Origin of the sequence: [Empedobacter] haloabium, from assembly GCA_008011715.2 — a bacterium.
Classification (GTDB): Bacteria; Pseudomonadota; Gammaproteobacteria; order Burkholderiales; family Burkholderiaceae_D; genus Rugamonas; species Rugamonas haloabia.
Genome location: CP136508.1, coordinates 2,987,514 through 3,005,080 on the forward strand (window position 1 = coordinate 2,987,514; position 17,567 = coordinate 3,005,080).

At 70.1% G+C, this 17,567-nt stretch carries 17 protein-coding genes; 4 read left to right on the forward strand and 13 right to left on the reverse strand.

Going from position 1 to position 17,567, the window contains the following annotated elements; all coding sequences use genetic code 11:
* Window positions 1-56: 56 nt before the first annotated feature.
* The 7 genes from E7V67_013120 to E7V67_013150 form a co-directional block, all read right to left on the reverse strand.
* Window positions 57-929: a PHB depolymerase family esterase gene (locus E7V67_013120; protein ID WUR16001.1), complete on the reverse strand. Its 873-nt coding sequence runs from the start codon at window positions 927-929 to the stop codon at window positions 57-59.
* 76 nt (window positions 930-1,005) lie between these two features.
* Window positions 1,006-2,193 (reverse strand): HAMP domain-containing sensor histidine kinase, encoded by a 1,188-nt coding sequence (locus E7V67_013125; protein WUR16002.1) that lies wholly within the window; start codon window positions 2,191-2,193, stop codon window positions 1,006-1,008.
* Entirely contained in the window at window positions 2,186-2,890 is a 705-nt protein-coding gene (locus E7V67_013130; protein WUR16003.1) for a response regulator transcription factor, read from the reverse strand. The genes E7V67_013125 and E7V67_013130 overlap by 8 nt, the downstream gene beginning before the upstream one ends.
* Window positions 2,891-2,897: 7 nt before the next feature.
* Window positions 2,898-3,740 carry a peptidase gene (locus tag E7V67_013135; protein ID WUR16004.1) on the reverse strand — a complete coding sequence of 281 codons (843 nt, stop codon included), beginning with the start codon at window positions 3,738-3,740 and terminating at the stop codon, window positions 2,898-2,900.
* Window positions 3,741-3,801: 61 nt separating this feature from the next.
* Complete coding sequence (locus E7V67_013140; GenBank protein WUR16005.1) at window positions 3,802-4,605, reverse strand: transglutaminase family protein; 804 nt, start codon at window positions 4,603-4,605, stop codon at window positions 3,802-3,804.
* 9 nt (window positions 4,606-4,614) lie between these two features.
* Window positions 4,615-5,553, reverse strand: a complete 939-nt coding sequence (locus tag E7V67_013145; protein ID WUR16006.1) for an alpha-E domain-containing protein — start codon at window positions 5,551-5,553, stop codon at window positions 4,615-4,617.
* A gap of 13 nt (window positions 5,554-5,566) precedes the next feature.
* Window positions 5,567-6,955, reverse strand: a complete 1,389-nt coding sequence (locus tag E7V67_013150; GenBank protein WUR16275.1) for a circularly permuted type 2 ATP-grasp protein — start codon at window positions 6,953-6,955, stop codon at window positions 5,567-5,569.
* A gap of 231 nt (window positions 6,956-7,186) precedes the next feature.
* On the opposite strand from E7V67_013150, the gene E7V67_013155 reads away from it, so the two are divergent.
* Together E7V67_013155 and E7V67_013160 are read left to right on the forward strand one after the other, a co-directional pair.
* Window positions 7,187-7,723 carry a chemotaxis protein CheD gene (locus tag E7V67_013155; protein ID WUR16007.1) on the forward strand — a complete coding sequence of 179 codons (537 nt, stop codon included), beginning with the start codon at window positions 7,187-7,189 and terminating at the stop codon, window positions 7,721-7,723.
* 60 nt (window positions 7,724-7,783) lie between these two features.
* On the forward strand, window positions 7,784-8,509 hold the full coding sequence (locus E7V67_013160; protein WUR16008.1) for an SDR family oxidoreductase: 726 nt from the start codon (window positions 7,784-7,786) through the stop codon (window positions 8,507-8,509).
* A gap of 25 nt (window positions 8,510-8,534) precedes the next feature.
* Here the strand turns inward: E7V67_013160 and E7V67_013165 are convergent, their stop codons facing one another.
* From E7V67_013165 to E7V67_013175, 3 genes are all read right to left on the reverse strand, one after another.
* Window positions 8,535-9,602 (reverse strand): hypothetical protein, encoded by a 1,068-nt coding sequence (locus E7V67_013165; GenBank protein ID WUR16009.1) that lies wholly within the window; start codon window positions 9,600-9,602, stop codon window positions 8,535-8,537.
* Window positions 9,602-10,432 carry a pentapeptide repeat-containing protein gene (locus tag E7V67_013170; GenBank protein ID WUR16010.1) on the reverse strand — a complete coding sequence of 277 codons (831 nt, stop codon included), beginning with the start codon at window positions 10,430-10,432 and terminating at the stop codon, window positions 9,602-9,604. The genes E7V67_013165 and E7V67_013170 overlap by 1 nt, the downstream gene beginning before the upstream one ends.
* Window positions 10,433-10,588: 156 nt before the next feature.
* Entirely contained in the window at window positions 10,589-12,727 is a 2,139-nt protein-coding gene (locus tag E7V67_013175; GenBank protein ID WUR16011.1) for a TonB-dependent receptor, read from the reverse strand.
* 111 nt (window positions 12,728-12,838) lie between these two features.
* Here E7V67_013175 and E7V67_013180 point away from each other — a divergent pair, with 111 nt between their 5' ends.
* On the forward strand, window positions 12,839-14,059 hold the full coding sequence (locus E7V67_013180) for a PepSY-associated TM helix domain-containing protein (protein ID WUR16012.1): 1,221 nt from the start codon (window positions 12,839-12,841) through the stop codon (window positions 14,057-14,059).
* Between the two features lie 16 nt (window positions 14,060-14,075).
* Here the strand turns inward: E7V67_013180 and E7V67_013185 are convergent, their stop codons facing one another.
* Window positions 14,076-14,597, reverse strand: coding sequence for a hypothetical protein (locus E7V67_013185; protein ID WUR16013.1), 522 nt, complete (start codon window positions 14,595-14,597; stop codon window positions 14,076-14,078).
* On the reverse strand, window positions 14,594-14,974 hold the full coding sequence (locus tag E7V67_013190) for a hypothetical protein (GenBank protein ID WUR16014.1): 381 nt from the start codon (window positions 14,972-14,974) through the stop codon (window positions 14,594-14,596). Before E7V67_013190 ends, E7V67_013185 begins: the two co-directional genes overlap by 4 nt.
* 231 nt (window positions 14,975-15,205) lie before the next feature.
* Between E7V67_013190 and E7V67_013195 the strand changes: the two genes are divergently transcribed.
* Entirely contained in the window at window positions 15,206-16,282 is a 1,077-nt protein-coding gene (locus E7V67_013195) for a DNA-binding protein (protein WUR16015.1), read from the forward strand.
* 32 nt (window positions 16,283-16,314) lie between these two features.
* Here the strand turns inward: E7V67_013195 and E7V67_013200 are convergent, their stop codons facing one another.
* Window positions 16,315-17,499, reverse strand: a complete 1,185-nt coding sequence (locus E7V67_013200) for a tyrosine-type recombinase/integrase (protein WUR16016.1) — start codon at window positions 17,497-17,499, stop codon at window positions 16,315-16,317.
* Window positions 17,500-17,567 lie beyond the last annotated feature (68 nt).

Consider the following 17,567-nt stretch of genomic DNA (forward strand, 5'->3'; position numbering starts at 1 on the left):
CTCAGTCTGACCCCGCGGTGGGACACGGCCTCGGCCGTTAACCTGGCAGCGTCGGCCTAGCGCCGGTGCCGCGCCAGGAAGCGCCAGATGACCTCGTTGCCGTCGATGTCCGCCGTGGTCTTGCCGATCGGCAGGCCGACGTTGAACGGGTCGGCGCCCGGCCAGGTGTGGCCGCCGTCGCGCACCGTGGCCAGCGCCACGCGGTACGCGCCTTCTTCCGTTTCCTGCCAGGTCACGCTGGTGCCGTCCGCAGCATTGGTGTCGATGACGCGGCTGCTGCCAGTGCCGGCAATGCCGTTGCGCTGGCGCCAGTAGTCGTACGTGGCCGGCGCCGACAGGTAGCCGGTGGCCTTGCCGTCGTAGGCCACCACCTGGTCGGCGCTGCCGTGGATCAGCAGCACACCCACCTTGCCGGCGCCGCCGTGGTGCTGCCGCACCGGTTCGGGCAGCGGCGCGCCCACCGATGCCACCGCCGCGAACAGGTGCGGCAGCTCGGCCGCGATGCGCTGGGCGAAAAAGCCGCCGCGCGACAGGCCGGTCGCGTACACCCGCTGGGGATCGATGCGGTACTCGCCCTTCAGCCTGGCCAGCAGCGCCTGCACGAAGCCGATGTCGTCCACTCCTTCGGTATAGGACATGCCGAAGCCGACGTTCCAGTCCTGCTTGATGCCGGCCGGGTAGACGACGATGAAGCCGTGCCGGTCGGCGGCGCGGTTCATGCCCGTGTACAGCATCTGCTCCGCCATCGTCATGCCGCCGCCGTGGAAGTTGAACACGACGGGAAAGCTGGCCGTCGGCTGGCTGGCGTAGGCCGGCGGGGTATAGACGAGGAAGCGCCGCTTTTCTTCCTTGTGCACGAGGGAAGCCACCTGGGACAGCGCGGGCAACGCCGTACCGGCGAACAGCAGCAGTGCAAACAGTCGTTTCATGATCGGTAGCGATGTAGTGGAGGAGCGCGCAGTATGCGTGGCGCCAGGTGAAATGCCGGTGAAATCCGGCCGGTTTTCAGCGTGGCGCGATGACGACGCGGTAGCTGCCCGCGCCCGGCTCGAAGCGCACCGACCAGCCCATGGCCGCCGCCAGCCGCCGCAGCAGATCGTGGCCGTGCAGGAAGCCACGCACGGCGGCGGGCCGGCCCGACTCCACCGAGTTGTCGATGGCCAGGACGCCATCCGTGAACGACACGGCCAGGCGGCAGCCGGGCCCGCCGTGGAACAGCGCGTTGCCGACGCAGTTCTCCATCAGCAGCATGGCGAGCTGGCGATTGCCGCTGACCGGCAGCCGCTCGGGCAGGTCGAGCACCAGGCGCGCCTCGTCCCAGTCGGCCACGCCGGGCTGGCGCAGCAGCACTTCCTCGATGCAACCGCGCAGGTCGAACGGCCCGGGCGGCAGCGTTTCCGCGCGTGCCAGGGCGAACAGCACGTCGATGGTGGCGGCCATGTCGTCCACCTGCGCCCGCGCGGCGGCGGCATCCGGCGCCGTGGCGAGCGCGTTCTTCAACACCGTCAGCGGTGTGCGCAGCTCGTGGCTGACATCGCGTGTAAAGGCCTGCTCGCGGGCCAGCGCCGCGTGCAGCCCGGCCAGCGCCGTTCCCAGCTTGTCCGCCAGGTAGCCGATCTCGTCGCGCCGGGACCGGGCCGCGAAGTCGAACCGCCCTTGCGCGGGCAACGTGCGCACTTCATGGGCCAGCCGCTGCAGCGGCGCGACCAGCCGGCGCGCCAGCCACCAGGCCAGGCCCAGCGCCAGCGCGACCAGCCCCAGCGCCACCAGCAGCAGGACGCCGCCGACTTCCCGGAACAGGCGCGATACGACCAGGACCGGGCCGACGTCGGCCAGCAGCCAGACCGGCTGCGCCGCCGGCGTCACGCGCACCGCGCGCAGGTGGTAGTGGGCGCCGCCCGGTACGAAGATCTCGCCGCGCTCGCGCCCCGCCGCGACCACCGCCCGCACCGGCGCGGGCAGCGTGGCGGCGCTGGCGTGCAGCCGCACCAGGTCGAGTCCGGGCGCACGCAGCTCGGCGTGGCGCGCGTGATGCGCCCTCAAGGCCGCCGCCTCGCGCTCGAGCAGGCGGTCCACCAGCATATCCTCCGTCACGTACGACACCACCAGCAGCAGCGCCGTGTAGCACAGGCACAGCAGCACGGTAAAACCGGCCAGGACCGCGAACAGGGCGCGCCGGATCGAACTAGACATCGGCCAGCGCCAGGCGGTAGCCCAGCTGGGGGATGGTGACGATGGTGGCGGCGCCGCCGGCCGCTTCCAGTGCCTGGCGCAGCGCGTACACATGGGATTTCAGGGCGTCGCTGTCGGGCGGCTGCGCGCCCCACAGCGCGTGGCTCAGCGCCGCGCGCGACACGGGGCGCGGATGCGCCTCGGCCAGCAGGGACAGGATGCGATAGCCGCTGTGGGTCAGGGCCAGCGGCTGGCCATGGCACAGCGCGCGCCGCTCCGCCGCCAGCAGGGTCAGCGGGCCCACCTCGAGCACCTGGCTGACGTGCAGCCGGCCGCGCCGCGCCAGCGCCTCGCAGCGCAGGGCCAGTTCGCGCAGGTCGAACGGTTTGGTCAGGTAGTCGTCGGCGCCGCCGTGGAAGCCGCGCGCCTTGTCCTCGAAGGCGTCGCGCGCCGTCAGCATCAGCACGGGCACGTTGCGCGGGGCGCGCTGCTTGATCGCGCGGCAGACGTCGAGACCGTCCATGTCGGGGAGATTCAGGTCCAGCACAATGACGTCGTACTGCGCGCCGCAGGGCTCGCGCGTGGCCAGGTCGATGGCCAGGGCGCCGGTCGCGGCATGGTCGGTCTGCCAGCCCAGGCCGTCGAGAAAATCCACCACCTGGCGCGCGATGGTCGCATGGTCCTCGACGACGAGGATGGCCAGCGCGGCGCGCCCCATCGTCACCTTATTGCTGATTGTTGGCCATCTGCTGCGCCACCGACTGCAGCGGCGCCGAAGGGGCGTTCGGGGTGGTCGACAGCGGCAGCGGCATGCGCACCGGCTGGTGCGCGTTGTGCGGCATGGCCTGCCAGTGCGGCGCCTCGATGCCCTCGAAGATGCGCTTCAGCTGCTCGCCCCAGGTGCTGCGCAGCATCTGGAAATACTGGTTTTTCTCGTCGATCGTGACGAAGCGGGTGACGGCCAGGCTGTTGTTTTCGTACACCAGCATGTCCAGCGGCAGCCCCACCGAGATGTTCGAGCGCAGGGTCGAGTCCATCGAGATCAGCGCGCACTTGGCCGCTTCGTCGAGCGGCGTGACGCGGGTGACGACGCGGTCCAGGATCGGTTTGCCGTACTTCGACTCGCCGATCTGGAAATAGGTGCTTTCCGCGTGCGATTCGATGAAATTGCCGGCCGAGTAGATCTGGAACAGGCGGCAGCGCTCGCCGGCGACCTGGCCGCCGAAGATGATCGCCTGGTTGAAGTCGATGCCAAAGCGGGTCAGCGCCTGCGCCTCGCGCTCGTGCACCGTGCGCAGGGCCTCGCCCACCGCGCGGGCCGCCTCGTACAGGTTCGGCGCCGTCCAGATTGTGTAGCCGTTGGCGCTCTTGAAATCGCCGATCAGTTCGCGGATCGATTGCGAAATCGACAGGTTCCCGGCCGTCATCATCACCATGACCCGGTCGCCCGGATTCTCGAACACACTCAGCTTGCGGAACGTGCCGATCTGGTCGACCCCGGCATTGGTGCGGGAATCGGCCAGGAAGACCAGCCCCTCCTCGAGGCGCATGCCAACACAGTAAGTCATCGGAAAGGGTACGGGTAAGTGGACAAGGGGTTGCGACAACCCCATTGTACACAGACAGCTTTCACTGCGGAACTATCTGGACCTCGACCTTCAGCGATTCGTCGCCGCCACCGGCGCGCATGCCGCGCACCGGCGCGGCGGCATCGTAGTCGCGCCCGATGGCGATCCGACAATAACGATCCGTCATCAGGCCCGCATGGGTGACATCGATGCTGACCCAGCCGGTGTAGTCGTCGTCATGGGCCCAGGCGTCGACCCAGGCGTGGCTGGCCGCATGGTCGCTATTGCCCGGATCGATATAGCCGGACACGTAGCGGGCCGGAATGCCGGCCGCATGGCAGCAGGCCAGGAAGATGTGCGCGTGGTCCTGGCACACGCCGGCGCCCTGGGCCAGCGCGGCGGCGGCGGGCGTGCTCACCTCGGTCGCACCGCGCCGGTATGCCACCGCACCATGGAGGTGCGCGGCCAGCGCCATCAGCTCGCGCGTGCCGGCGCGCGGCCGCGGCAGGAAGGCGGCGGCCACGGCGCGGATGCCATCGTCCGGCGCCGTCAGCCGGGTGGCTACCGTGTAGACGAGCGGCGACAATGTGTCATTGCCGCTCACCCGTCCCTGCGGCGGCGTCGTCGTCTCGACGACGCCTTCGGCCACGATGGCCAGCGCGTCGTGCGGCTTGTCCAGCGTCAGCATATGGGTCAGGTTGCCGTAGGCATCCGTGTGGGCGTGCAGGCTGCCGGGCGCGTCCAGCTGCCATTGCAGCACGTGCTGCTGCGGCTCGGCGCGCGGCGTCAGGTGCAGCTGCTGGATCGTGTAGGCCTGGCTGGCCGTGTAGTGGTACAGCGTTTCATGGCGAATCGACAGTTGCATGGTGCTCCTTCAGGCGGCCAGCGGCACGAGGAAATCGCGGCTGACCCGGTTGCCCAGTTCATAAATGCGCTGCAGGAATTCGGTCAGCGTGTCGTGCAGCCCGCGCTGCAGGATGTCGTCGATGCGGCCGAAGCGCAGCTCGGCGTGCAACTGGCCGGCCAGCCGCTCGGTTTCGCTGGAGACGTCGTTGCGCACCTCGCGCAGGTTGTCGACCACCTCGTCCATGCAGGCCAGCAGCGAGCGCGGCATGTCCGCCCGCAGCATCAAGAGTTCCGCCACCCGCGCCGGCGTGATGACGTCGCGATACACCTTGCGGTAGATCTCGAAGCCGGAGACGGAGCGCAGCAGCGCCGCCCAGTAGTAGAAATCGCGGCGCGTCTCGGCTTCCGACTCGCTGTCATGGAACTTGACGTCCAGGATGCGCGCCGTATTGTCGGCGCGCTCCAGGAAGGTGCCGAGGCGCATGAAGTTGACGGCCTCGTCGCGCAGCATCGTGCCCAAGGTGACGCCGCGCGACAGGTGCGAGCGGTACTTGACCCATTCGAAGAACTGGCTGGGGTCCTGGCGCAGCTGGCCGCCGTGCAGGCGCCGGCGCAGGTCCAGGTAGGTCTGGTTCTGCACTTCCCATACCTCCGTCGTCAGCGTGCCGCGTACGGCGCGCGCGTTTTCGCGCGCGGCCGTCAGGCAGGCGATGATGGAGGACGGGTTGTCCGGGTCACACACCATGAATTCGATCACATCGCGCTGCGCCACGGCGCCGTGCTTGCGGTCGTAGGCCTGCTGCAGCTCCGAGATGCCCAGCATGGCGCGCCAGGCCTGGCGCGCCGCGTCCTCGGATTGCGGCAGCAGCGCGGTCTGCACGTTCACGTCCAGCATGCGCGCCGTGTTCTCGGCCCGCTCGGTATAGCGGGCCATCCAGAACAGGTGGTCGGCGGTACGGCTCAGCATAAAGTCTCCTTCGTCATTGTTCCAGTACCCACGTGTCCTTGGTGCCGCCGCCCTGCGACGAGTTCACCACCAGCGAGCCTTCGCGCAGCGCCACCCGGGTCAGGCCGCCCGGCACCATCGAGATCGTCTTGCCGGACAGGACGAACGGGCGCAGGTCGATATGGCGCGGCGCCACGCCGTTCTCCACGAACGTAGGGCAGTTCGACAGGGCCAGGGTGGGCTGGGCGATGTAGACGTCCGGCCGCGCCAGCAGGCGGGCGCGGAAGTCCTCGACCTCCTGCTTCGATGCGGCGGGCCCGACCAGCATGCCGTAGCCGCCGGCGCCGTGCACCTCCTTGACGACCAGCTGCGCCAGGTTGGCCAGCGTGTAGTCCAGCTCGTTCCGATGGCGGCACTGGTAGGTCGGCACGTTGTTCAGCACCGGCTCTTCGGACAGGTAGAAGCGGATGATCGCAGGCACGTAAGGGTAGATCGACTTGTCGTCCGCCACGCCGGTGCCGATGGCATTGGCCAGGGTGACGCGGCCGGCCCGGTACACCGACAGCAGGCCCGGCACACCGAGCGCGGAGTCGGCGCGGAACGCCAGCGGGTCGAGGAAATCGTCGTCCAGCCGGCGGTAGATCACGTCGACCCGGCGCGGACCGCGCGTGGTGCGCATCCACACCGCATTGTTGTTGACGAACAGGTCCTTGCCCTCGACCAGCTCGACCCCCATCTGCTGGGCCAGGAACGCATGCTCGAAGTAGGCCGAGTTGTACATGCCCGGCGTCATCACGACGACGGTCGGGTCGATCACGCCGACCGGCGCCACCGAGCGCAGGTTGTCCAGCAGCAGGTCGGGATAATGTTCCACCGGCGCCACCTTGTGGCTGGCGAACAGTTCCGGGTACAGCCGCATCATCATCTTGCGGTCTTCCAGCATGTACGACACGCCGGACGGCACTCTCAGGTTGTCCTCCAGGACATAGAATTCGCCCGCGCCGGCGCGCACGATGTCGATGCCGGCGATGTGCGCGTAGATGTCCGACGCCACCCGGATGCCCTGCATTTCGGGACGATACTGGGCGTTGCGGTAGATCTGCTCGGCCGGCACCACGCCGGCACGGATGATGTGCTGCTCGTGGTAGATGTCGTCGATGAACATGTTCAGCGCGCGCACGCGCTGCTCCAGGCCGCGCTGCAGCAAGGCCCACTCGTGCGCCGGAATAATGCGCGGGATCATGTCGAACGGGATCAGCCGCTCGGTGCCGGCATTGTCGCCATAGACGGCGAACGTGATGCCGACGCGGCGGAACGCCAGGTCGGCCTCGGCGCGCTTGCGCTCGATCGCATCGTGCGTCTGCTGCGCGAGCCACTCGGCGAACGCACGGTAGTGGGGCCGGACGGCGCCGTCCGCCATCATCTCGTTGTAGAAATCTGGACTGGGTTGCACTGATGCTCCTTGTTGAATCATGTCATTATGCAAACAATATGCCAGCCACGTCGCACTGTTGAGCAGAGGCGACAGCGAACAATTCTGCATAGCAATATTTCTTTACTTCGACCGTGAATGCATGCATCATGGCAACGCTGACCCAATCAACGTCCGGCAAACCGCGTATTTGACTACCACCGTTTCCGTCCAGGGTCCTTCATGCCATTTTCCCCATCGCTGCCATTGCCGAGCGCCGCGTCGCCCCCCGACGCGGCACTGGCCGGCACGCGCCATATCTGGGCCGGCGAATTCGAGGTGGGCTGCGGCGACACGGTGCTGACGGCACTGCTCGGTTCCTGTGTCGGCATCGGTATCCTGTGGCGCCGCAAGCGCCGCGCGGCGCTGGCGCACTGCCTGTTGGGCGAGGCGCCGGCGCACGAGGCGAATGCCGGCGCCCGCTACGTCAGCACGGCACTGCCCGCCATGCTGCGCGCGCTGGGCGCCCGGCCGGACGACTACAAGGAGCTGGAGGTCGTGGTGGCCGGCGGCGCCAGCCTGTTCGGCAAGGCGCAGTTGCCCGTCACGGTGGGCGACAAGAACATCGCCGCACTGGAACGGGGCGTGCAGGCACTGGGCCTGCGCGTGGTGCACCAGCGCCTGGGCGGCCGGCAGGGCTGCCGCATCACCTTGCGCTGCCGCGACCTGACCTTTTATATCCACGACGTGGGCAACAAGGCCGCGCCAGGGCGGCGCTGACCTTCCCGGCACCGCGCGCCGCCGGCTGGTACGATGGCGTTTTCGGACAAGGGAGCAAGCATGATCAAAGCCATTGTGACGGGACACAGCCGCGGCCTGGGCGCGGGGATCGCCGCCGCGCTGCTGCGGCGTGGCGCCGCCGTGCTGGGCGTCGCGCGCGGCGCCAATGGGGCGCTGGCGGCACAGGGCGTGCAGGAAGTGGCGCTGGACCTGGCCGACGCGCGCGCCGTGACTGCCTGGCTCGATACTGGCGCGCTGACCCGCTTCCTGGGCGATGCCGAGCTGGCGATCCTGGTCAACAATGCGGGTGTCGTCACGCCGGTGGGGCCGCCCGGACGACAGGGCGCGGCGGCGCTGGCCCAGGCGGTCGCCATCAACGTCACGGCCGCGCTGCAGCTGGCCGACGCCTTTGTCGCCGCCACCGAGGCCTGCGCCGACCGGCGCATCGCCCATGTTTCCAGCGGCGCCGGGCGCAACCCGTATGCGGGCTGGAGCGCCTACTGCGCCACCAAGGCGGCGCTGGACATGCATGCGCAGGCCGTGGCCCAGGACCGCATCGCCGGCCTGCGCATCGCCAGCGTGGCGCCCGGCGTCATCGACACGGCCATGCAGGCGCACATTCGCGGTGTGGAACAGCGCGATTTCCCGGCGCTGGCACGTTTCGTTGCCCTGCAGCGGGAGGGCGGGCTGGCCGGGGCGGACGAGACCGGGGCGCGGCTGGTCGATTATCTGCTGCGCGCCGGGTTCGGCGACGTGCCGGTCAGCGACTTGCGCGACCTGGGGTGACCAGGCCGCGCCGAGCGCAATGAGCCTATCGGCCTTCGGCGGTCGTCTTCAGGCCCAGGTACGTCCCGGCACTGATCCCCATCAATCCCAGTAAAGTCACGTCGAAATCCGGCATCGCCAGGTCGCGATAGACCTGCTGGATGAACACGATCCCCAACACCAGCGTCCAGGACGCCATCTGGAAGCGGTGGAAGCTGACGCCGTAGTGGTCGCTGAGGATGTCCGCCAGCCAGCCGCGGCTGGCCATCGCCTCGCGCCGCTCCGTGCCGCCGGGCGGCTGGTCGATCAGCGACGAGCCGATCACCGTGCCCGCGCTGATGCCCATCAGGGCCAGCACCGTGGGCGTGATCGTCGTCGCGTAATCCCCGGTGATCATGCCGATGAACAGGTAGGCCGCCAGCACCAGGCCGAACCACACCGCCCCCTGCGTGCGCGCCAGGCTGTACGGCTTGCGCCGGCCGGGCCCTGGCGCCGGGCCGGGATCGCGCAGCACGTCGCTGCGCCGCGCCAGCACGATGAACGCCACGGCCAGCACCGAAAACAGGCTGGTCCACAAGCCGAACCAGCCCATCGGGATGACGCGCAGCGCGAGCGTCTGTTGCGACGCGACCGGATATTCGTCCTCGATGCCGACACTGACGGCCAGCTGGCGCGGCCGGAATTGCGGCTTGCCCAGCAGGTGCGTCCACACGTCGCGCGAGGTCTCGCTGCGGTTCAGCACGAAATTGAGCGTGTTGGCGACCGGGTTGCTGGGCGGGTAAGGGCGGATGTCGACCAGCGGCCGGCCATCCAGGAACAGCACGATCTTTTTCTGGCGCGGCGAGCACTGTTCGCGCGCCAGCAGCACGGCCAGGTCGTTGACGGTGACGACGATGCCGTCGCGCAGCGACACTTCCGCCAGCGGCGCCCCGCCGCGGTACGGCACGAAGGCGTGCACGCCGGTAACCACGACGGCGGCGTACTGCGCCGGCGTGGGACAGTTGGCCGCGGGCACCGCGCTGGCACCGGTGGCGGGCGCGGCAGGTGTCGATTGGGCGACGGCATGGGCCCAGGCCAGGGCGAACAGGGCGGCGGCCAGCCGGCGCCAGGGCATCAGGCGCGCCCCCGCACGACGATCAGCCGGGGCGGCCCGTCCGCCGCCCGGGGCGGGCGTGGCGCCCGCGGCGACAACCCGGGCACGTCGCAGCCGGGCGCGCACAGCGTGTCGGCACGGGCATCGCGCAGTGTGCTGCCGCCGGCCAGCGTGACGGCGCGCCAGCGCGCATGCTCCCACGTGCTGCCCGCCAGCTCGGTGCCGTCCAGCGCGCAGTCCGTCAGCTGGGCCTGGCGCAGGTCGGCGCCGCGCAGGCTGCCCCCGATCACGCTGACGTTGCGCCAGCGGGCGCCGCGCCAGCGGCTGTGCTCGGCACTGGCGTCGCGCAGCGTCATGCCGGCGGCGTGACTGCGGTCCAGCACGGCGCGGGTCAGGTCGAGGCCGCTGGCGGCCAGGCCGGACAGGTCGGCGTCGCTCAGGTCGGCGCCCGGCCAGCTGGCCCCGTCCGCGCGCGCCCGTACCAGGCTGGCGCCGGCGAGACGGCAGCAGGCGGCCTGGCTGCCGTCCAGGCAGGCGCCGTCCAGGCGCGCGCCGCTGCAGTCGGCAGCGCTCAGCAAGGCGTCGCGCAAGCGGGCGCCGGACAGGTCGGCACCGCGCAGGCTGGCATCGGTCAGGTCGCTGCCCGTCAGGTCGGCATTGCGCAGGTCGGCGCCGTCCAGCACCACGCCGCGCAGGTCGCGGTGGGCGAGGTCGTGGCCGGCCAGCCCGCCCGGCGCCTGCGCCCAGGCTTGCACCTGGCGGGCGAATGGCGTGACGGCGCTGACAGGGGAGGTCGGCGGCCGCGGCGGGCCGCCGTGGCGGTGGGAAGTGAAATGCCTGGAAGCGTTCATGACCGGCCTCGCGAAGTCGGGCGGATGCCCTGCAGGCAGATTATGACTCGCTTGTTAAGGCCGGTTAAGGGGGCACGGATGAAAACACCACATCCCTTGATCGCGCACAAGGACAGCCGGGCGGCGCCCGGTGTAGCGGCAGGCAGCTTGCAAGGGTCAGAACGTGCGCGTCACGCTGGCCGAGAACGTGCGACCGCGCCCGGCAAAGTAGGACGTCGCCTCCTTGTAGTTGGCCGATTGCGGGTAGTAACCGACGTACTGGCGGTCCGTCAGGTTCTCCACCGCCAGGCCGAACTTGCCGTAGCGGGTGTCGAACGTGGCGGCCAGGTCGGCCAGCGTATAGCCCCGGAAATGTTCCTCCAGATTGGCCGTGCCCACCACGCGGCCGATATTGATGTCGCGGTCTTCCAGGCGGGTGGCCTGCAGGCGCAGCTGGGTGCCGGCCAGCGGCTGCCAGTTGGCGCCCAGCACCAGCTTGTCCGGCGCCTGCGAGCGGGCGCCCAGGGCCAGGTCCATCGGCGCGCCGGCCGTGGCGGCGGTCTTGCCCATCGTCTTGGCATAGCTGCCGAACGCGGACACGGTCTTGCTGGCGCGCAGCTCGCCCGCCACTTCCCAGCCGCGCACGGTGGTCGGCACCCGGTCCAGCACGCCGATGCCTTGCGCGTTGATGCGCAGTACGGTGCCCAGCTTGGAACGGGAATCGTACATCGACGCGCCCACATGACCCAGGGCGCCGCGCCAGTTGACGCCCACCTCGTTGTTGCGCGTGACGACGGGCTCCAGGTTGAACAACTGGGCCACGGACTGGTTCGGGCGGTTCACGCCGCGCAGCACCAGGCCGACGTCCGGCAGGCCAAAGCCTTCGGCGCTGGAGGCAAAGGCCGACCACTGCGGCGCGAAGCGCCACACCGCGCCCAGGTTTTTCACGCTTTTCGAGAACGAGCGCTCACCGCCCTGGACGAGACGGTTGCCGTACGACGCCAGCGTCGTGTAGGTGGCCACGCGCAGGTCGGCCGATTCGTGCCGCAGGCCACCGCGCACGGTGACGGGCCCGAACTCGTACTCCAGCTGCAGGAACGGGGCGGTGGACTTGAAGTCCAGCGTGGGCACCCAGGTGCGGCCGGTGCCGGCCAGCTGCTGGCGGCTGCGGTCGCGCAGGAAGTCCACGCCGGCGGTCGCTTCCAGGCCACGCAGCAGCAGGTCGGGGCGCACATAGGTCAGCTTGGCGCCGTGCTTGTCCGCCACGATTTCCGACTGGTCGTAGAAGGTGCCGATGGGCGCATAGCGGATGTCCTGGAAGGTGGCCGTGTTGGTGGCACCGTACAGCGACGAGAAATCCTGGCTGAACAGCTGGGCGCTCAGCGCGCCGCCGAACAGGTCGGCATGGCGGTAGTCCAGGCTTGCCGTCTTGACGTCGTTGCGCGCGGGCATGCCCGGCGGCGTGCCCTCGGTGGAACTGGTCGGGATGCCTTGCGCGAACACGGCCGGCACGTTGCGGTAGTCGCCGTCGCCTTCGAACTTGAAGCGGTTGACGGTCAGCTGCAGGCGCTGGTCGCCGAAATTGCGGCCCAGCTTGACGAAGAAGTCGCCGCCGGCGGCGTCCATCGTGTCGCCTTGCACGACGTCGATGCCCAGCAGGCGGCCACGGCCGTCGTAACCCATGCCGCGCCGCTGCACGCTGCCATGGGCCAGCAGGTCGAACTCGCCCGATTTATGCGTGACGGTCAGGCCGGTCTTCCAGTCGACGTTGTCGTGGCGGAACTGCGACGCCACGCGGGCGTTGACGGTGACGCTGGTGCCGGGCGTCTTCGGCGTCTTGGTGATGTAGTTGACGATGCCGCCTGTCGCGCCCATGCCCTGGATGGCGGACGCGCCGTTGATGACCTCGATGCGCTCGATGATGGCCGTGTCGGCGAAGTAGCCCTCGCGCATGCCGGCGCGCAGCGGGTTCGACTGCGGTACGCCGTCCAGCAGGATCAGCGTGGTACGCCCACGCATCGACTCGCCGGCGGACGACATCTTCTGCCGGCTGGGCGCGTAGCCGGGGATGTACGTGGCCAGCGCGGCGGACGGATCGTCCGCCACCAGGTACTGCGTCTCCAGCTCGCGCTGGGAGATGACGGAGACGGCGCCGGGAATCTTGTCCACGGCCTTGGCGGTGCGGGTGGCGGTGACGATGACTTCCTTCATCTCGTCGGCGTCGTCGGGCGTGGCGGTCTGGGCCAGCACGGCGCCGTGCGCCATCAGCAGGCAGGCGGCGCCCACGGCGCGGACGAGGGGAAGGGGCTGGGTCATCGGATTCTCCTTATGGATTGCAAAAAAGTAGCCACGAATGATAACTATTATCATTTACGTTTGCAATCATGTAGAATGCCTGCTTATTTCCTCGACAGGAACACCGTCCGCATGGTCACCGGCCTCCCGCGCAAACTGCTGCGCAATATCCATCTCTATCTGTCGCTCGCCTTCGGCGTGCTGCTCGTGCTGGCCGGGCTGACGGGCGTCGGCCTGACCTGGATCGACGAGCTGGACGAGGCACTCAACCCGACCTTGCTGCAAGTGGCCGGCCGCACCGGCCCGATGGCCCCGCCCGGCGTCACGGCGGAACGGGTCGCCGGCCGTCTCGAGGCCGATCCGCGCTACGGCCGGCCCAGCGGACTGCAGCTGCCGCGCGCACCGGATGGGGTCGTGATCGCCTCCTACCGCATCGCCAAGCCGGACGGGGACGCGCTGGCCCTGCCGCGCATCCGCCAGGTCATGGTCGACCCCGTGACCCTGGTCGTGCTGGGCGAACGCAACTGGGGCGAGTTCGGCCTGACGCGACCGCTGCTGACGTCCACCTTGTTCCACCTGCACCGCTACGTGTTTGCCGGCGAAATCGGCAAGGTCGTCATGGGCCTGGCCGGCCTGGCGCTGTTCCTGATCGGCGCGATCGGCGTTGCGCTGTGGTGGCCGAAGGCGACGCTGGGCGCGCTGGTGAAATCGTTCCGCATCCACGGCCACTGGAAGACGATGAAGTTCCAGTACAGCTTCCACCGCAGCGCCGGCATGATCATGGCGCCCGTGCTGCTGATGCTGGGTTTTTCGGGGATGTATTTCAACCTGCCGGACTGGGTGCGGCCGGCCGTGGCCAGCGTCGCCACGTTGACGCCCACGGAAAAGCTGCACAACTCCCCCGTGCGCGGCCCGCGTGGCGTGCCGATCGGGCCGGCGCAGGCGATCGCGGCGGCGCAGGCCTTCAACCCGGCCGGCCGCATCGGCCGCGTCTCGCTGCCGGCCGACAAGAAAACGCCGTACGAGATCCGCATGCGCCAGCCGGGCGAGGTCCGGCAGGGCGACGGCAGCACCCGCATCACCGTCGACGCCTATACCGGCCAGCTGCTGCGCGTGCGCGATCCGCTCAACGCGCCGGCCGGCGACACGTTCCTGAACTGGCAGTTCCCGCTGCATACGGGCGAGGCGTTCGGCCTGGCCGGCCGCGTGGTGATCACGCTGGCCGGTTTCGCGCCGCTGGCCTTCATGGTGACGGGACTGGTGCTGTGGCTGGGCCGGCGCAAGAAGCCGGCGCGCGCGGTGCAGCCGGCGCGCCCGGCGCGACTGCACCCGGCCGGTGGCCTCGGCCGCTGACCTCGGCCGCTGACCCTCAGCGCACCCGCGCCGCGCCGGCGGCCAGCAGGGCCGCGCGCCGCTGCGGGCGGCGCAGCGCCATGCGCCGCGGCGGCAGCCCGGCGCCGACGGCGGCCCAACCCAGCCCGGCCGGCACCATCAGTGCGGTAAACCAGCCATAGGCCGCCAACACCTGCGGTGCCGGCGTACCCAGTACCGGAAACACGAACACGGCGCAGCAGATCGCCACCGGGTCAACCAGCGCGGCGGGAAACAACGACCACATCCGCGGATTCGGTTCCTGCCGTTCGCGCGCCAGCAGGCGCCACAGCAGGTAGGCGGCGGCGCCCAGCTGCGCGGCCGGGCGTGCCGCCGTCCCGGCCAGCGCCAGCAGGCCCGATACCGTGCACCACGTGCCGATCGCCAGGCAGCAGGCCAGCCAGCCAGCCGCCAACAGCGGCAGCGTGCGCACGAGGCCGGCGCCGGCGCCGGAACGGCGCAGCAGCCGGTTGACCCCGACCGGCGCCAGCAGCAGTAGCAGCAGCAGCGCGGGGCTCATCGGCCGCTCCCGGTGCGCGCGGCAACGGGTACCCGGCCGCAGGGCGCGCCCGGCGCCAGGCCGCGGTCCGGACGGCCGGCTGCCGCCGTCGGCATGCGGCCGCGCCGCGCGCCGTGACCACCGCGCCGCAGGACACAGGGTGCGATATTGGCCAGGATGTCGGCCAGCACGGCGGCGCTGGCCGTGACCGGAAAGAGCCGGCACCACAGGCGGCAAACGGCGGCGGTACGCGCAGCGCGCAGCAGGCCTGCCGGGCGGTTGGCGTGGCACCTCCGCCAGGGAGCAAAGGCCGGCCGCGGCGGTCGCATGGCTGCGCTGTGGCCGTGCCGGCCGTCGGGCGGCGGGACCGGTGCAGCGCGATCGGGACATGCTTTCATGATGCCTCCCTTGTGCCTGCGCATGCGGCAGCGCGGACCGGCGTCGTGGTGGCGCTGCCCGCCCCGGGACGCCGTGCGCGCGGGCGGACAGCAGTCATGCTACGCGTCCCCCGCACGTCCGGGTTGTGCGCAAATGCGGTAAATATGTCAGCAATTTGTATCGCCAGCGGCCCATCAGTTGGAAATACAATGCTTTACGTTGTAACATCGGATACCTCAACAGGAGTCCAGATGGAAGCCCCGATCGCCACCGACGAAGCGCGCCTGCAAGCCGATATCGAGGCCTTGCGGCCGCGCTGCGAAAACACCCAGGAGCTGTACCGCGAAGTCTGCGCCTTGATGTTCTTCCGCTACGGCATGACGCCGACCGCCAACCGGCTGTACCAGCTGGTGCGCAAGGGCAGCATGTCGGCGCCGGCGGAAGCGCTGAATCGCTTCTGGAGCCAGTTGCGCGAGAAAAGCCGTGTCGTCATCGGCCATCCCGACCTGCCGGACGAGCTGAAGAATACCGCCGGGGAACTCGTCGCGTCATTGTGGAAGGCGGCTCAGGCGGCGGCCGCCGAATCGCTTGCGGCGCTGCGCGAGGAGGCCCGGCAGGAGGCCGCCGCGGCCGGTGCCGAAGCACAGTCGGCACGCCAGGAACGCGACACCCTGGCCGAAACGCTGGCCGCCACCCGCGCACGGCTGGCCCAGGAAGCCCAGGCGACGGCCGGACTGCGGCGCGAACTGGCCGAACTGGGCGCGCTGCACGCGAACCAGGCGGCCCGGCTGGACGAGGCGCGCAAAGAGCTGAATGCCCAGCACGCCTGGCTGAACAGCGTGCAGCGCGACCACGAGATCGAGCTGGACAAGCTGCGCGACCAGGCGCGCCGCGACGTTGCCGCGGCCGAGGCCGCGCGGCGCCAGGCGCAGGACGCGACGGCGCGCGAGCGGGCCGCGGGCGAGCGTCTGCGCGAGGCGCTGGAAGCGGAACGTGGGGCCGCGGCGGCCAGTGCGGAGCGGCACCGGAGCGAGCTGCGCGACACCTTGTCGTTGCTGGCCGACTTGCGTCAGCAGGTCGGTGCGCTGGAAGGCGTGGCCGGTGCCGCGAACGCCGCGCGCGACGACGCCCGCCAGCAGCAGGAGCGACTGCGCACCGAACTGACGGCGGCGCAAGAGCGCGCGAGCGATGCGCAGGCGCGCGTGCTGCGCCTGGAAGCGGAGTTGCGCCATGCGGCGGAACTGTTCGAGGCCAGGCTGGCGGCCGCGCGCATGGAAGCCGCGCCGCGCAAGAGCACGCGCCGGCGCGGCGCCGCCGATACCGACTGAACGCCGCGGCAACCACTTCGTGGCGGCGGCGCTTACCAGGCGATCTTGTGCCGCGCTTCCGTTTCCGTGTGCCGGCTGTCGTCCGGCGAGTGCAGGTAGCTGTTGGTCGTGCCGATCGAGACGTGCCCCAGCGTGTCGCGCACGTGGCGCAGGTCGACGTCGCCGTTGACCATGTGCGAACCGGCCGTGTGGCGCAGCCAGTGGGCCGAGGCCAGCATCACGCGCGCCGCTTCCGTCGCGTAATCGTCACCCTTGGCATGGAAGCGCGCGGCGGTCTGCTCGAACACCCGCTTGACGATTTCGTGCACGCCGCCGCGCGTCATCTGCCGCGCCTTGCCACCCAGGGGCAGCAACAGCGGCGCCGTCTCGTGCGGCAGCGGAAACGGCGTCATGCCCAGTGCGCGCCGGTAGCGCGCCAGCTCCGTCATCAATTCGGCCGTGGCCGGCACCATGCGCGGCTTGCCGCCCTTGCCGACGACCTCCAGCCACCAGCGTTGCACGCCCAGCTTGTCGCGGCGGGCGAAAAACGCGCCCATCGTCGTACCGATGACTTCGGACACCCGCAGGCCGCATAGATACAGCAGCGTAAACAGCCAGCGCAGGCGCAGGTAGTGCTCCTGCTCGCGCGGGGTGGCGCGCGGCAGCGCCTCGATCGTCGCCTTGACTTCCGCCCACACCGTGTCGTCCAGGTAGCGCGTGATGCGCGGCGCGGCACGCTGCTTGCGTTCGCGCGACAGCGCCAGCGGGTTGCCGGCCAGGTAACCGGCCTGCACCAGCCAGGAGAACAGGGCATTCAGGATGATGGCGGCCTGGCGCTGGCTGCTGGGCGAGAGCGGCCCGGCGAACGGGCGCCATTGCGGGTGCGCGCGCGCGAACTTGCGGCCGGCCGGGGAGATCCAGCGCGCGGCCGGCTGCGGGTCCTGCAGGAAGCGGCGGTAGCGCAGCCAGTCCTCGTGCACCAGGGAGGAGAGCGGCTTGCCCAGCTCGACGGTCGCCCACAGCAGCAGGCGTTCGGCTTCCTTGCGGTAGCTGTCGAAGGTGGTCCGGGTGTCGACGAAGCGGGCCAGCCAGGCCTTGATGGCGTCGATGTCGTTGTCGGCGCCGATCTGGGCGCGCCCGGCGCCGGCTCGGTTGCTGCCGGCCCGGCCGTCCAGGTGGGCGGGCAGGTGCAAGGCTTCGATGGCGGCGGGGACGACGGCTTGACTGTGGTCGGGCATGGTGGCGGGGCGTTGGCGTTGGATCGCGTCTCGGGTTGCAGGGTCAAGGACATTCGATGAAGCGGCCG

Coding starts and splice junctions, on each gene's coding strand:
- E7V67_013120 (WUR16001.1), bottom strand. CDS start 929: ATGAAACGACTGTTTGCACTGCTGCTGTTCGCCGGTACGGCGTTGCCC.
- E7V67_013125 (WUR16002.1), bottom strand. CDS start 2,193: ATGTCTAGTTCGATCCGGCGCGCCCTGTTCGCGGTCCTGGCCGGTTTT.
- E7V67_013130 (WUR16003.1), bottom strand. CDS start 2,890: ATGGGGCGCGCCGCGCTGGCCATCCTCGTCGTCGAGGACCATGCGACC.
- E7V67_013135 (WUR16004.1), bottom strand. CDS start 3,740: ATGACTTACTGTGTTGGCATGCGCCTCGAGGAGGGGCTGGTCTTCCTG.
- E7V67_013140 (WUR16005.1), bottom strand. CDS start 4,605: ATGCAACTGTCGATTCGCCATGAAACGCTGTACCACTACACGGCCAGC.
- E7V67_013145 (WUR16006.1), bottom strand. CDS start 5,553: ATGCTGAGCCGTACCGCCGACCACCTGTTCTGGATGGCCCGCTATACC.
- E7V67_013150 (WUR16275.1), bottom strand. CDS start 6,955: ATGATGGCGGACGGCGCCGTCCGGCCCCACTACCGTGCGTTCGCCGAG.
- E7V67_013155 (WUR16007.1), top strand. CDS start 7,187: ATGCCATTTTCCCCATCGCTGCCATTGCCGAGCGCCGCGTCGCCCCCC.
- E7V67_013160 (WUR16008.1), top strand. CDS start 7,784: ATGATCAAAGCCATTGTGACGGGACACAGCCGCGGCCTGGGCGCGGGG.
- E7V67_013165 (WUR16009.1), bottom strand. CDS start 9,602: ATGCCCTGGCGCCGGCTGGCCGCCGCCCTGTTCGCCCTGGCCTGGGCC.
- E7V67_013170 (WUR16010.1), bottom strand. CDS start 10,432: ATGAACGCTTCCAGGCATTTCACTTCCCACCGCCACGGCGGCCCGCCG.
- E7V67_013175 (WUR16011.1), bottom strand. CDS start 12,727: ATGACCCAGCCCCTTCCCCTCGTCCGCGCCGTGGGCGCCGCCTGCCTG.
- E7V67_013180 (WUR16012.1), top strand. CDS start 12,839: ATGGTCACCGGCCTCCCGCGCAAACTGCTGCGCAATATCCATCTCTAT.
- E7V67_013185 (WUR16013.1), bottom strand. CDS start 14,597: ATGAGCCCCGCGCTGCTGCTGCTACTGCTGCTGGCGCCGGTCGGGGTC.
- E7V67_013190 (WUR16014.1), bottom strand. CDS start 14,974: ATGAAAGCATGTCCCGATCGCGCTGCACCGGTCCCGCCGCCCGACGGC.
- E7V67_013195 (WUR16015.1), top strand. CDS start 15,206: ATGGAAGCCCCGATCGCCACCGACGAAGCGCGCCTGCAAGCCGATATC.
- E7V67_013200 (WUR16016.1), bottom strand. CDS start 17,499: ATGCCCGACCACAGTCAAGCCGTCGTCCCCGCCGCCATCGAAGCCTTG.